General features: G+C 67.4%; 9 protein-coding genes. 3 read left to right on the top strand and 6 right to left on the bottom strand.

What is annotated here, in order from left to right; genetic code table 11:
- Positions 1 to 36 precede the first annotated feature (36 nt).
- The 3 genes from A7B20_RS00160 to secA all read right to left on the bottom strand — a co-directional run bounded on the left by A7B20_RS00160 (position 37) and on the right by secA (position 5331).
- The gene (locus A7B20_RS00160; RefSeq protein WP_102106522.1) at positions 37 to 1599 is read right to left on the bottom strand and encodes a phosphate ABC transporter substrate-binding/OmpA family protein; all 1563 of its coding nucleotides are present in this window, start codon (positions 1597 to 1599) and stop codon (positions 37 to 39) included.
- A 22-nt stretch (positions 1600 to 1621) separates the two neighbouring features.
- Positions 1622 to 2536, bottom strand: coding sequence for a hypothetical protein (locus A7B20_RS00155; protein WP_102106521.1), 915 nt, complete (start codon positions 2534 to 2536; stop codon positions 1622 to 1624).
- 101 nt (positions 2537 to 2637) lie between these two features.
- Positions 2638 to 5331 carry a preprotein translocase subunit SecA gene (gene secA, locus A7B20_RS00150; protein ID WP_102106520.1) on the bottom strand — a complete coding sequence of 898 codons (2694 nt, stop codon included), beginning with the start codon at positions 5329 to 5331 and terminating at the stop codon, positions 2638 to 2640.
- Between the two features lie 164 nt (positions 5332 to 5495).
- On the opposite strand from secA, the gene A7B20_RS00145 reads away from it, so the two are divergent.
- The 3 genes from A7B20_RS00145 to mutT are packed head-to-tail and all read left to right on the top strand — an operon-like array spanning position 5496 to position 8121.
- Positions 5496 to 6335 (top strand): peptidylprolyl isomerase, encoded by an 840-nt coding sequence (locus A7B20_RS00145; RefSeq protein ID WP_102106519.1) that lies wholly within the window; start codon positions 5496 to 5498, stop codon positions 6333 to 6335.
- A 17-nt stretch (positions 6336 to 6352) separates the two neighbouring features.
- Positions 6353 to 7726, top strand: a complete 1374-nt coding sequence (gene argJ, locus A7B20_RS00140) for a bifunctional glutamate N-acetyltransferase/amino-acid acetyltransferase ArgJ (RefSeq protein WP_102106518.1) — start codon at positions 6353 to 6355, stop codon at positions 7724 to 7726.
- Positions 7723 to 8121 carry an 8-oxo-dGTP diphosphatase MutT gene (gene mutT, locus A7B20_RS00135; RefSeq protein ID WP_102106517.1) on the top strand — a complete coding sequence of 133 codons (399 nt, stop codon included), beginning with the start codon at positions 7723 to 7725 and terminating at the stop codon, positions 8119 to 8121. The genes argJ and mutT overlap by 4 nt, the downstream gene beginning before the upstream one ends.
- Positions 8122 to 8499: 378 nt before the next feature.
- Here mutT and infB read toward each other — a convergent pair whose 3' ends face one another.
- From infB to nusA, 3 genes are read right to left on the bottom strand one after another with little or no spacing between them, the layout of a single operon-like run.
- Positions 8500 to 11016, bottom strand: a complete 2517-nt coding sequence (infB, locus tag A7B20_RS00130; protein ID WP_102106516.1) for a translation initiation factor IF-2 — start codon at positions 11014 to 11016, stop codon at positions 8500 to 8502.
- The gene (locus A7B20_RS00125; RefSeq protein ID WP_102106515.1) at positions 11013 to 11645 is read right to left on the bottom strand and encodes an RNA-binding protein; all 633 of its coding nucleotides are present in this window, start codon (positions 11643 to 11645) and stop codon (positions 11013 to 11015) included. Before A7B20_RS00125 ends, infB begins: the two co-directional genes overlap by 4 nt.
- Positions 11646 to 11652: 7 nt before the next feature.
- On the bottom strand, positions 11653 to 13413 hold the full coding sequence (gene nusA / locus A7B20_RS00120) for a transcription termination factor NusA (protein WP_102106514.1): 1761 nt from the start codon (positions 13411 to 13413) through the stop codon (positions 11653 to 11655).
- Positions 13414 to 13416 lie beyond the last annotated feature (3 nt).

Raw genomic sequence — 13416 nt, 5'->3', positions numbered from 1 at the left:
ACGGGGCCGAAAGGGGGGTCGGTCGGGCCGCGCCCGTCACCGCTCCTGCTTCAGCCAGACCTCGACCCGTCGGTTCACCTCGCGGCCCCAGGCGACCTCGTCGCAGGCCATCGGCAACGCTTCCCCGAAGGCTTCGGTCTGGAGCGTGATGCGTGACGGATCGACGGTGCGCGCGGCGATGCGCACGGCATCGCGCACCGTGTCGGCGCGGCTCAGCGCAAGGCGGCGGTTCACCGTGGCGTCACCCTGCCCGTCGCTGAAACCGGCGAACAGGAGGGTGCGGTCGTCGAACACCCCGCGCTCCAGCGCCTCGGCCAGGAGCGCCACGTTCGAGCGGGACTGGGCGTCCAGCGTGCTCGACCCGCCCTCGAAGCGGAAGGTGACGGTCAGGCGGCTGTGTCCGTCCAGCCGCCGCACCATCTTCTGCAGTTCCGCCAGCCCGACCTCGCCACCGGCGTTCAGGATCGCGTTGGCGAAGCGCGCGCCCTGTTGCTGGAACGGGATCGCGCCCGGGAACTGGTCGACGAAACCGGCGCGGCGGATCACCGGCTGGGCCGCCGGAGAGCCGATGTAGGTCAGGAACTCGCGCACCAGCCGCGGCAGGCGATAGCCGGGAAGGTAGAGGAACAGCGGCGCGGTCAGCGGATAGTCCTCGGTCTTGATGTCGGTGATCGTGGCGGCGGATTCGATCCCGCAGGGGCCGCTGATCGGCAGCGGTACGGCGTTGCCGATCTCGGAAAAGCTGCCGACTCCCAGGGCGAAGGGGCTGTCGGCGACCGCGTCCGCCAGTTCGGCGTCGCTGTCGTGGAAGGTGATGTCCGGGGCCAGCGCGCCGGCCGGGGTCACGCGCTGGGCGAAGGCCTGGGTCAGTCCCGAGCTCTCGCTGCGCAGGTGCAGCTCGATCGGTTCGGCCGGGCCGCCGAAGGCGCTCCAGTCGGTGATTTCGCCGCGGAAGACGGCGGCAAGATCGCCGAGGGGGATCCGGGTGAGGGTGCTGGAGGCCGAGACCAGCGGCACCAGCGCGTCCAGCGCGGCGATGCGCGAGCGTCCGGCGGCGTTCAGGTCGCCCAGTCCCGCCTCGCGGCCAAGGGCGGCCTCCTGCGGCGTCACCTCGCGCAGCGACAGGGCGATGTCGGCCTCGCCCGCGATCAGGTCGGCGAAGCCCTCGGACGAACTGGTGAGGTCGAAGGTGAAGCGCCCGGCCAGGCGGCCGCCGTCCCGCTCGCTCAGCTCGTAGCGGAAGCGCATGTCGGACTGGGCGATCCGGGCGACGGTGAAGCCGTTGCGCGCGGCGAAGGATTCCAGCAGCACCGGGAGCAGCACGTCGCCCATGGAGGGCGCGCCAGAAAGCGTGACCTCGGCGACATAGTCGGTCAGGTCGGGGCATCCCGGCCCCTCGCACAGTACCCCCGAGCCGTCGAGGGTCAGCACGCCGTACTTGGTCTCGACCCGGTAGAACTCGCCGTCGAAGCTCAGGAGGTTGCCCGAGAGTTCAAGCGATCCATCCCGGGCGGTGAGGGTGACATCTTCGGCCCCGGCGGCGACGGGCGCCAGGGACAGGAATAGCGCGGCGAGGGCCGCCGCGCGGGGGATCTGCATGGGCTGCCTGCAACCTCGGTCTTCAGTTTGCGGCGATCTTCAGGTCTCGGAGCAGGTTTTTCAACACCAATGTACGTTCGCCCGACGCGCAGGACGGCAGGTCGACGGCAAGCGCCATGGCCGAGAGCACGCCGTCGGCCGCAGGCTGGAGGATCGTCCCGGACACCTGCCGTCCGCAGAACCGCCGATCGACCTCCGCCTCGACGCTGAGACGGACGGCGCCACGGCGCAGCGTGTCGAAGGCCGGGAAGGTATAGACCTCGGCGCTGCGCCCGCCCGCCCCGTCTCCGAGCCGCACCAGGAAGCCGCCGCGGCCGCGCACCGCGCGCATCGGCGCGCCCGGCGTCCCCGCCCAGACGTGACCGGCGCTGTCGCGCCCGGCCCCGAGTTCGAGGGCGTGGATATGAAGCGGTGCCGAGTCGTCGGCCAGCAGGATCACGCGGGCATAATCCACCGCATCGGGCACGCTGGCCGCGGCGCGCAGGGTCCGCCCGGCCAGGGCGACGTCGAACACGGCTTCCGGGGTCAGGGCGGGCACCTCGGCCGACCAGCGGCCCTCGGCGTCGGTCCGAAGATCGAAGCTCAGGCCTTCGTGGTGCAGCGTTGCCGGCATGTCGGGGGCGCAGGGAGCGTGCAGCGCAAGACGGACCAGCGCCGCCGCCGTGGGACTGGCGGTGAGGATTGCGGCGCAGGCGGTCGTTTCGAGCCGCGGCTTCGGGCGTGGCGAGGCGGTGCGCAGGGGGGCGGCCAGATCGCCCGTGGTCAGGACGGGCCCCGCTGGACCGGGCCGCAGGAGGCTTTGCGACGAGGTGGGCGCAGGGCCGAGATCGGCCGCGGCGCGGGTCTGCATCAGGTCGCTGCCGAAGTCGGACAGGATCAGACCGAATGCCGCGAGGCACAGCCCTTTCAGAAGCGTCCGCCGTATCAGCCCTGCCATGTGCCCGGTCTCCTGCCCTTCGGTCGGAGGGCAGGATCGGTGACAATGGGGCCGGTTTCAGGGCATTGTTTCGGCGATCGCGCGGTCTTGTCTGGGCGGTGTCAGACCAGTTCGCCGTGGCAGTGCTTGAACTTCTTGCCCGATCCGCAGGGGCAGGGATCGTTGCGGCCGGGGTTGCCCCAGGTCGAGGGATCCTCCTCGACGAAGCCGGTGGCGGGGTTCTCGGCCGGCGCCTCCTGCTCGGCCTCGACCTTCGCCTGTGCGGCCTGCCGCTGCGCCATCATCTGCTGGAGCATCGCGCGCTGCTCTTCCTCGCTCATCGGGCGGATCTGGGCGAGGCGCGTGGTCACGTCCTGGCGAAGCGTGTCGAGCATGCTTTCGAACAGCTGGAAGGCTTCGGTCTTGTACTCGTTCAGCGGATCGCGCTGGGCATAGCCGCGGAAGCCGACGACCGAGCGCAGGTGCTCCAGCGTCAGCAGGTGCTCGCGCCATTTCTGGTCGATGGCCTGCAGCAGCACCTGCTTCTCGATCTGGCGCATGTTCTCGGGGCCGAACTGGGCCGCCTTCGACGCCATCATCTCGTCGCTGGCCTTCATCAGCCGCTCGCGGATCACGGTGTCGTCCACCCCGTCCTCGTCGCACCAAGCCATCACCGGCACGTCGATCCCCAGCTTCTCGACACAGGCGACGTACAGCCCTTCGCCGTCCCACTGGTCGGCATAGCTTTTCGCGGGGATGTAGATGTCGACCAGGTCGTCGATCACCTGGTGGCGCATGTCCTCGGCGATCTCGGCCAGGTCCTGCGCCTCCATGATCTCGCGGCGCTGGCCGAAGATGACCTTGCGCTGGTCGTTCATCACGTCGTCGTATTTCAGCAGCTGCTTGCGGATGTCGAAGTTGCGCCCCTCGACCTTCGCCTGCGCCTTCTCCAGCGACTTGTTCACCCAGGGGTGCACGATCGCCTCGCCGTCCTTCATGCCGAGCTTGCCCAGCACGTTGTCCAGCCGCTCGGAGCCGAAGATGCGCATCAGGTCGTCTTCGAGCGAGAGGTAGAACGAGGACTTGCCGGGGTCGCCCTGGCGGCCGGACCGGCCGCGCAGCTGGTTGTCGATCCGGCGGGATTCGTGACGCTCGGTGGCGAGGACGTAGAGGCCGCCCACCTCCTTGACGCGCGCCTTCTCGTCCGCGACCTCGGCCTCGATCCGCTGGCGCACCTCGTCGGGATGCGCCTCGGGATCGGCCTCGAGGGCCTGCATCACCTTCATGTCGACGTTGCCGCCCAGCTGGATGTCGGTGCCGCGCCCGGCCATGTTGGTGGCGATGGTGACGGCGCCGAACTTGCCCGCGTCGGCGACGATCTGGGCTTCCTGCTCGTGCTGGCGGGCGTTCAGGACGTTGTGCTCGATCCCTTCCTTCTGGAGGAGGTTCGACAGGAACTCGGACTTCTCGATCGAGGTGGTGCCGACAAGGACCGGCTGGCCCTTCGCCTTGGCTTCCTTGATGTTCTCGACGATGGCCGCGTATTTCTCGCGCGCCGTCCGATAGACCGCGTCATGCTCGTCGATCCGGGCGATCGGGCGGTTGGTCGGCACCTCGACCACGCCCAGGCCGTAGATCTCCTGGAATTCCTCGGCCTCGGTCGTGGCCGTGCCGGTCATGCCCGAGAGCTTGTCGTAGAGGCGGAAGTAGTTCTGGAAGGTGACGGAGGCCAGCGTCACGTTCTCGGGCTGGATCTTGACGCCTTCCTTGGCCTCGATGGCCTGGTGCAGGCCGTCGGACAGGCGGCGACCGGCCATCATCCGGCCGGTGAACTCGTCGATCAGCACGACCTCGCCGTTCCGGACGATATAGTCCTTGTCCTTCTGGAACAGCTTGTGCGCCCGAAGGCCCTGGTTCACGTGGTGGACGATGGTGGTGCTTTCGGGATCGTAGAGCGTCTGCCCCTCGGGCAGGATGCCCGCGCCCGCAAGGTGGTTCTCGAGGAACTCGTTGCCGTCCTCGGTGTAGGTGACGTTGCGCGTCTTCTCGTCCAGCTTGAAGTGGCTGTCGTTCAGCAGCGGGATCACCCGGTCGATGGTCATGTACATCTCGCTGCGGTCCTGCGAGGGGCCGGAGATGATGAGGGGCGTCCGCGCCTCGTCGATCAGGATCGAGTCCACCTCGTCGACGATCGCGTAGTTGTGGGCGCGCTGGTACATGTCCGAAAGCTCGGACTTCATGTTGTCGCGCAGGTAGTCGAAGCCCAGTTCGTTGTTTGTCGCGTAGGTCACGTCGGCCTTGTAGGCCGCGCGCTTCTCGTCCTCGGGCTGCTGCGGATAGACCGCGCCGGTGGTCAGGCCCAGCATGCCGAAGACCTTGCCCATCCACTCGGCATCGCGGCGCACGAGGTAGTCGTTGACGGTGACGATATGCACGCCCTTGCCCGTCAGCGCGTTCAGGTAGGCGGGGAAGGTGGCGACGAGCGTCTTGCCCTCGCCTGTCTTCATCTCGGCGATGTTGCCCTGGTGCAGGAAGATGCCGCCCATCAGCTGCACGTCGAAGGCGCGCAGACCAAGCGCCCGCTTCGCGGCCTCGCGGCAGTTGGCGAAGGCTTCGGGCAGCAGCGCGTCCAGGCTTTCGCCGCCCATGGCCCGCTGCGCCAGCGCCTCGGTCCGTTCCTTGATCTGGGTGTCGGTGAGTTTCTGGAACTCCGGCTCCAGCGCGTTGATCTGCTCGACCAGGGGGCGGGTGGCCTTGACCTTGCGGTCGTTCGGCGTGCCGAAGACCTTTTTCGCGATGGTTCCAATACCCAGCATGTTCACTCCTGACGGCTTCGTGTGAGGGGATTGCTTGCCCATCCGGACAGCGCGCCGTAGACACGGCTGCGAAACGCGCCCCTCATGGCCACGATGCGATGTAAGGGGGACCATGATTGGTGTCAACGTCGGGCCCCTTTGCACCCGACAGGAAGGACTGAACGATGTCGAATCTTCGCACACTCGCCCTTGCGGGAACCATCCTGGCCGGTCTGGCCGCCCCTCTCGCCGCGCAGGACGCCGATACGGTCGTCGCCACGGTGAACGGCACGGACATCACGCTGGGCCACATGATCGCGCTTCAGAACCGCCTGCCCGAGCAGTACAAGCAGCTGCCCGACCAGGTGCTGTACGACGGGATCCTCCAGCAGCTGATCCAGCAGACCGCGCTCGAGCAGGCGGCGGGCGAGCCTGACAAGCGGGCGACGCTGACGCTGGAGAACGAGCGGCGCGCGCTGCTGGCCGGCGAGATGATCCAGCAGGCCGCCGACGAGCCGGTGACGGACGAGGAGCTGCAGGAGGCCTACAAGGCCGCCTATGCCGACGCCGCCCCCGAGACCGAGTGGCACGCGAGCCATATCCTGGTGAAGACCGAGGACGAGGCGAAGGAGCTGGTGACGGCGCTGGAAGGCGGCAAGGACTTCGCCGAGCTGGCGAAGGAGAAGTCGACGGGCCCGACCGGCCCGAACGGCGGCGACCTTGGCTGGTTCAGCGAGGGCATGATGGTCAAGGAATTCGAGGACGCCGTGAAGACCCTGAAACCGGGCGAGATTTCCGGCCCGGTGCAGACCCAGTTCGGCTGGCACGTCCTGAAGCTGCAGGAGACCCGCCAGAAGGAGGCGCCGACCCTGGACGAGGTGCGCGACGAATTGACAGACACCGTGCGCCAGAACAAGATCACCGCCATGGTCGAGAAGATCACCAGCGAGGCCACGATCACCCAGGCCGAGCCGGGCACGGTGGATCCCGCGATGATGCGGGACGAGTCGCTGCTGGACAAGTAACCTCGGACGGAGCGGGAATGGCCAAGGACGACAAGAAGAAGACCAAGGGCAAATCCGCCGAAAAGGCGAAGTCCGGGTCGAACACCAAGGCCAAGACCGCGAAATCCTCGAAGAAGGCCGTGGCGGCTGCCGCCCCGGCCAAGGTCAAGGCGGCGAACCCGGTGTCGCCGCTGGCCCCGCCCGCCGGATTCCCGGCGCTGCCGGTGATCGACGGCGTGCGCTTCGCCGCCGTTGCCGCCGGGGTCCGCTACCAGGGCCGCCGCGACGTGATGCTGGCCGAACTGGCGCCGGGCACCGCGGTTGCCGGGGTCTTCACCCGCTCCTCGACCCGCGCGGCCCCCGTGCTCGACTGCCAGGAAAAGCTGGGCGGCGACGCGACGGAAGGGGCGGCGATCATCGTCAACTCCGGCAATTCCAACGCCTTCACCGGCTCGAACGGCCGCGATGCCGTGGCGAAGGTCACGGGTGGCGTGGCCGAGATGATGGGCATTCCCGCGGCACGCGTCTTTTCCTCCTCCACCGGGGTGATCGGCGAGCCGCTGAAATTCGACCGTGTCCTCGCCAAGCTGGAGGAACTGCGCGACACCCTGTCGCCCGATGCAATCTCCGACGCCGCCGCGGCGATCATGACGACGGACACCTTTCCGAAGGGCGCCATGGCCACGGTCGACCTGGGCGGCACACCCGTGAAGATCGCGGGGATCGCCAAGGGGTCGGGCATGATCGCGCCCGACATGGCGACGATGCTGGTCTACATCTTCACCGATGCCGCCATTTCGCAGGACACGCTGCAGAAGATGGTCAGCCGGGCGAACGAGAGCACGTTCAACTGCATCACCGTGGACAGCGACACCTCGACCTCCGACTCCCTGCTTGTCGCGGCGACGGGGAAGGCGGGCAATGCGCCGGTGTCCCGGCTGAACACGAAGGAGGCCAAGGCCTTCGAGGCGGCGCTGCACGGCGTGATGCTGGACCTCGCCCACCAGGTGGTGAAGGATGGCGAAGGGGCGACGAAGTTCGTCGCGGTCAAGGTCACGGGCGCCGACACCGCCCAGGATGCGCGCAAGGTCGCCATGGCCATCGCCAACTCGCCCCTCGTCAAGACCGCTCTGGCGGGAGAGGATCCGAACTGGGGCCGCATCGTCATGGCCGTGGGCAAGTCCGGCGCGAAGGCCGATCGCGACCTGCTGTCGATCTGGTTCGGTGACAGCCTGGTGGCCGAGAAGGGCTGGGTCGCACCGTCCTATTCCGAGGCCGTGGGCGCCGATTACATGAAGCGGCAGGAGCTGGAGATCGGCGTCGACCTGGGGCTTGGCACCGGCGCGGCGACCGTCTGGACCTGCGACCTGACCCACCAGTACATCACGATCAACGCCGACTACCGCTCGTGAAGACCGTTCTCGTGTCTGCCGTCCTGCTCGTCGATCCCGACGGGCGGGTGCTGCTGGCGCAGCGGCCCGAGGGCAAGTCGATGGCCGGGCTCTGGGAGTTTCCCGGCGGCAAGGTCGAGGCCGGAGAGACGCCGGAGGCGGCGCTGATCCGCGAGCTTCAGGAGGAGCTGGGCATCGACACCTGGCAGAGCTGCCTCGCCCCGCTGACCTTCGCCTCGCACAGTTACGACGACTTTCACCTTCTGATGCCGCTTTTCGTCTGCCGGAAGTGGAAGGGCACGCCGCGCCCGCGCGAGAACCAGGTGCTGAAGTGGGTGAGCGTCGCGGCGTTGCGGGATTATCCCATGCCGCCGGCCGACAAGCCCTTGATCCCGATGATTCGCGATCTGCTGTGAATCGGGCGGCTCTCGTTCTAACGTCTCTTGGATTGTCGCCGGTCCCGCTCCGTTTGCACAGAAATTAAGCGGTTTTCGTGCTGTAACGCCAATGATTAGCATAGTCTGTTAACCGATTTGGGGTATTCTCGACCTCACTTGTCTTGGGGAGCGGACCGAATGGTGCAAACGATCACAATTGGAAGCTGCGTTTCCGTTCAGGGGACGCTGGTCAAATCGCTGGACGATGGACGCATCGTCGTGAAGGTGGGGGAGCTTCTTTATGCCGGGAAGCCGGTACGCGCGCCCTTGACGCACTGAGCGGATCGCCAGGCGACAAAAAAAGGACAGCCCGCGGGCTGTCCTTTTGCTTTTCGGCGGCCGGTGGGCGGTTCGCGCTCAGGCGAGGTTCCGCTCGACTTCCTCGCGGGTGAAGATCTCGATCACGTCCTTCGGCCGGATGTCGTCGTAGTTCTCGAACGCCATGCCGCATTCCTGTCCGGACTGAACCTCGGTCACTTCGTCCTTGAAGCGCTTAAGGGTCTTCAGCGTGCCTTCGTGGATCACCACGTTGTCGCGCAGCAGGCGCACCCCGGCGGACCGGCGGGCGACGCCCTCGGTCACCAGGCAGCCCGCGACCTTGCCGACGTTGGAGACCTTGAAGACCTCCTTGATCTCGGCGTAGCCGATGAAGTTCTCGCGCACCTCGGCCGAGAGCAGGCCGGATGCGGCCGCCTTCACGTCGTCCACCAAGTCGTAGATCACCGAGTAGTACCGGATCTCGACACCCTTCTGGTTCGCCGTGTTGCGGGCCGAGGCGTTGGCACGGACGTTGAAGCCCATGATCGGCGCCTTGCTGGCCTCGGCCAGGCCGACGTCGGTCTCGGTGATCGCGCCCACACCGTAGTGCAGCACGCGCACGCGGACTTCCTCGTTCCCGATCTTCTCCATCGCCTGGACGATGGCCTCGGCCGAGCCCTGAACGTCGGCCTTCACGAGGATCGGCAGCTCCGCCACGTCCTCGTCGGCCTTCGCCTTCGCCATCATCTGCTCGAGCGTGGTGGCGGCACCGGCGGCGGCGCGCTTCTCCTTGGCGGCGTTTTCGCGGTACTCCGCAATCTCGCGCGCCTGTGCCTCGGTCTCGACCACGTTCAGCGTGTCGCCCGCTTCCGGCGTGCCGTTCAGGCCCAGAACCTCGACCGGAACCGACGGCCCGGCCTCGTCCACACGCTCGCCCTTGTCGTTGACCAGAGCGCGGACCTTGCCCCACTGCTCGCCCACGACGAAGATGTCGCCCTTTTTCAGCGTGCCGTTCTGAACCAGAACCGTCGCCACGGGGCCGCGGCCGACATCAAGCTGGGCCTCAATCACGGCACCCTGGGCGGCCCGGTTCGGGTTCGCCTTCAGGTCCAGGATCTCGGCCTGGAGCGCGATGCTTTCCAGCAGGTTGTCGAGGCCCTGGCCGGTCACGGCGGACACTTCCACGTCCAGAACATCGCCCGACATGGCTTCCACCACGACTTCGTGCTGGAGCAGGTCGGTGCGCACCTTGGTCGGGTTCGCGGCCGGGCGGTCGATCTTGTTGATCGCCACGATCATCGGCACCTTCGCGGCCTTTGCGTGGTTGATGGCTTCCACCGTCTGCGGCATCACCGCGTCGTCGGCGGCGACCACGAGGATCACGATGTCCGTCACCTGCGCCCCGCGGGAGCGCATGGAGGTGAAGGCGGCGTGGCCCGGGGTGTCGAGGAAGGTCAGAAGCTGGCCATTGTCCGTCGTCACCTGGTAGGCGCCGATGTGCTGCGTGATCCCGCCGGCCTCGCCCGCGACGACCTTGGACTTCCGGATAGCGTCCAGAAGCGAGGTCTTGCCGTGGTCGACGTGGCCCATGACGGTGATGATCGGCGCACGCGGCTGCAGATCTTCCGGCGCGTCCTCGACCTGGTCGATGACCTGCTCGACGTCGGCGTCCGAAACGCGCACCACCTTGTGGCCGAATTCCTCGATCACGAGTTCGGCGGTGTCTGCGTCGATCGTCTGGTTCTGGGTCGCCATCACGCCTTCGCGCATCAGCATCTTGACCACGTCCGCCACACGTTCTGCCATCCGGTTCGCCAGTTCCTGGACCGTGATCGCCTCGGGCAGCTGCACGTCGCGCACGACCTTCTCGCGCTCGACGTTCTGGCCCATGGCCTTCTGGCGGGCCCGCTCCTGCTTGCGCTTCATCGCGGCCATCGAGCGCTGCCGCCCGCCTTCGCCGCCGGTCAGCGCCTGGTTCAGCGTCAGCTTGCCCGAGCGGCGCGAGTCGTCGCGGCCCTTGCCGGGCTTGCTGCTGCGGTCCTGGTCGCGGTCGTCCGCCTTGCGCGCGGTGACGGCGCCCTTGCCGCGGCCGCCGTCGGCGGTTGCGGATTCCAGGTCGGCCGGGGTCGGCGCAGCGGCGGGTGCGGCCTTGGGCGCGTTGGCGCGGGCTTTCGCCTCGGCCTCTTCGCGCAGGCGGCGTTCGTCTTCCTCGGCCTTGGCACGAGCCTTTTCCTCGCGCTCGCGCTCTTCGGCTTCCTTCGCCTCGATCTCGGCCCGGCGACGCTCGCGCTCTTCGGCGCGCGCCTTCTCCTCGGCCTCACGCTGGGCGGCCTCTTCGGCTTCCCGCGCACGGGCCGCTGCCAGTGCCTTCATCCGGCGTTCGAGTTCGGCGTCCGAGATCCCGGCGGGACGCTTCGAGGGATCACCCCCAGCCGCCGCACCGGAAGAGGAGGACGCGGCCTTGCCCGCGGCAGGCTTCGGCACCACGACGCGCTTGCGCTTGGTCTCGACCACAACACTCTTGGTCCGGCCATGGCTGAAGCTCTGCTTCACCTGTCCGGATCGGGAGCCGGGGCCCCGCAGGCCGAGAGTTTTCTTGCCGTCATTGTCGCTCATGTGGTCTTCTTTACCTTTCCGGTGGCGTTTCCACCGACATCATCGCGAACGCCTGAAAGCCGCACGGCGTCCTCCCTGAAGCGATCAGCGAGTCCCCCTGCGGCGAGCGCCGCATGTATCACATGTTCCCGACCGAATGCCAAACCCAATTCTGGCGCGGTCAGAATCTCGAAAAACGACCCCCTTCCGCCGGGGGGCCGAAGCTTGGATTTGCCCCGTTCGGACCCGTCGGAGGCCTGGACGAGGATGGCCGCCTTGTCCTGCGACAGCCAGTCTTTCACCTTTTCATACCCGGCGATCGCCTGCCCCGCCTTGCGGGCCATGGCCAGCCTGTCGGTCACCCGGCGCAGGAGCGCGGCGTCGACAAGCGCGATCAGATCGGGCGGCACACTCACCTGGCGCTTCGCGCCGCGCGAGAACAGGTTCTTCCGGACCGCGGTCTCCAGCGCCGAACGCTCGGCGCTGACCCAGATACCCCGACCCGGCAGCTTTTCTGCCAAGTCAGGATATACCATGTCGTCGGGGCCCACAATGAAGCGGATCAGCCCCCGCTTGGGGTGGACCTCCCCGGTCGCAATGCACTTGCGCTCGGGGTCGGTGTAATCCGGTTCTCGGCCTCCGCGGGACATGCCTGGCTCAGGCCTCCGCTTCTTCGTCTTCGTCCGGGGCGTCCGCCTCGAGCTCGGCAGGGTCGACCCAACCCAGCTGGATACGCGCCGTCATGACAAGCGTCTGGGCTTCTTCCAGGCTGACGTCGAACCTCTCGAGAACGCCGTCGTCCTTGACACGCTGGCCATCGACCGTGGTCCAGCCACCGGCCAGTTCCCAGTCGGCACATGTCGCGAAATCTTCCAGCGTCTTCACGCCGTCCATGGCCAGTGCCTCGATCATCTGGGGTGTCAGGCCCTCGAAGTCAACCAGGCTGTCCTCGACCCCCAGCTCGCGGGCATGGTCGAGCGCCTTCTTGTTCTGCGCATCGAGGTAATCCTTCGCCCGCGCCTGGAGTTCCGCCGCGGTGTCGTCATCGACCCCGTCGATCACCAGAAGCTCGTCGGCATCGACATAGGCGACCTCTTCGAGGTTCGTGAAGCCTTCCGAGACGAGGAGCTGCGCGAAGAACTCGTCCAGGTCCAGCGTGTCCATGAAGAGCTTCGTGCGCTCCTCGAACTCGGCCTGGCGGCGCTGGCTTTCCTGCTCTTCGGTCATGATGTCGATATCGAGGCCGGTCAGCTGCGAGGCCAGGCGCACGTTCTGGCCGCGCCGCCCGATGGCCAGCGACAGCTGCTCGTCCGGGACCACGACCTCGATCCGCTCGGCTTCCTCGTCCAGCACGACCTTGGAGACCTCGGCGGGCTGCAGCGCGTTGACGAGGAAGGTCGGGATGTCCTCGTTCCACGGGATGATGTCGATCTTCTCGCCCTGAAGCTCGTTCACCACCGCCTGCACGCGGGAGCCCCTCATGCCGACGCACGCGCCGACGGGGTCGATGCTGCTGTCATAGGAGATGACGGCGATCTTCGCGCGGGAGCCGGGATCGCGGGCCACGGCCTTGATCTCGATGATGCCGTCGTAGATCTCGGGCACTTCCATCTTGAACAGTTCGGCCATGAACTGCGGGTCGGTGCGGCTGAGGAAGATCTGCGGCCCGCGCACCTCGCGGCGCACGTCCTTGATGTAGCAGCGCACGCGGTCGTTCGGGCGATAGCTTTCGCGGCCGATCTTGTCGTTGCGTCGCAGGATGCCTTCGCCCCGGCCGATGTCGACGATGACGTTGCCGTATTCCTCGCGCTTGACGACACCGTTGATGATCGTGCCCGCGCGGTCCTTGAACTCTTCGTACTGGCGGTCGCGCTCGGCCTCGCGGACCTTCTGCAGGATCACCTGCTTGGCCGACTGGGCGGCGATCCGGCCCATTTCGACCGGCGGCACCTCGTCGAAGATCTCGTCGCCGTCCTGGGGCGGGGTGGTCTGGTCCACGCCCTCCATCAGCTTGCGGTCGGCATCGGTGGGCTTGCGCAGGCCGAAGCGGCGGATCTTGCGGGTCTCGGGCTTGCCGCCCGGTTCTTCCGACGGGATCTCGGCGATGCCCGACAGCACGACCAGCGCGGGGGCCGCGCCCTTGATCAGGTCGGCCGCCTGCTTCGGCGTCACTTCGGCCTGGTAGTTCTCGAGCATGTCCTCGCCGACCACGGTGCGCACCCGGGTGAAGGTGGCGCGGCCGGTCCTGCGGTCGATCGACACGCGGATGTCCATCTCGCTGCCGTAGCGCGACTTGGCGGCCCGGGCGAGCGACTCTTCCATCGCCTCGACCACCAGGGCGGGGTCGATCATCTTCTCGCGGGCCACCGCCTCGGCGGTCTGCAAAAGCTCAAGCTGGTTGGCAGAGGTAATCGCCATCGC

Source organism: Oceaniglobus roseus (assembly GCF_002869745.1).
Classification (GTDB): Bacteria; Pseudomonadota; Alphaproteobacteria; order Rhodobacterales; family Rhodobacteraceae; genus Oceaniglobus; species Oceaniglobus roseus.
The sequence above is the reverse complement of the archived record's forward strand: the minus strand, read 5'-3'. Positions and strand labels throughout refer to the sequence as shown.

Coding starts and splice junctions, on each gene's coding strand:
- A7B20_RS00160 (WP_102106522.1), bottom strand. CDS start 1,599: ATGCAGATCCCCCGCGCGGCGGCCCTCGCCGCGCTATTCCTGTCCCTG.
- A7B20_RS00155 (WP_102106521.1), bottom strand. CDS start 2,536: ATGGCAGGGCTGATACGGCGGACGCTTCTGAAAGGGCTGTGCCTCGCG.
- secA (WP_102106520.1), bottom strand. CDS start 5,331: ATGCTGGGTATTGGAACCATCGCGAAAAAGGTCTTCGGCACGCCGAAC.
- A7B20_RS00145 (WP_102106519.1), top strand. CDS start 5,496: ATGTCGAATCTTCGCACACTCGCCCTTGCGGGAACCATCCTGGCCGGT.
- argJ (WP_102106518.1), top strand. CDS start 6,353: ATGGCCAAGGACGACAAGAAGAAGACCAAGGGCAAATCCGCCGAAAAG.
- infB (WP_102106516.1), bottom strand. CDS start 11,016: ATGAGCGACAATGACGGCAAGAAAACTCTCGGCCTGCGGGGCCCCGGC.
- A7B20_RS00125 (WP_102106515.1), bottom strand. CDS start 11,645: ATGTCCCGCGGAGGCCGAGAACCGGATTACACCGACCCCGAGCGCAAG.
- nusA (WP_102106514.1), bottom strand. CDS start 13,413: ATGGCGATTACCTCTGCCAACCAGCTTGAGCTTTTGCAGACCGCCGAG.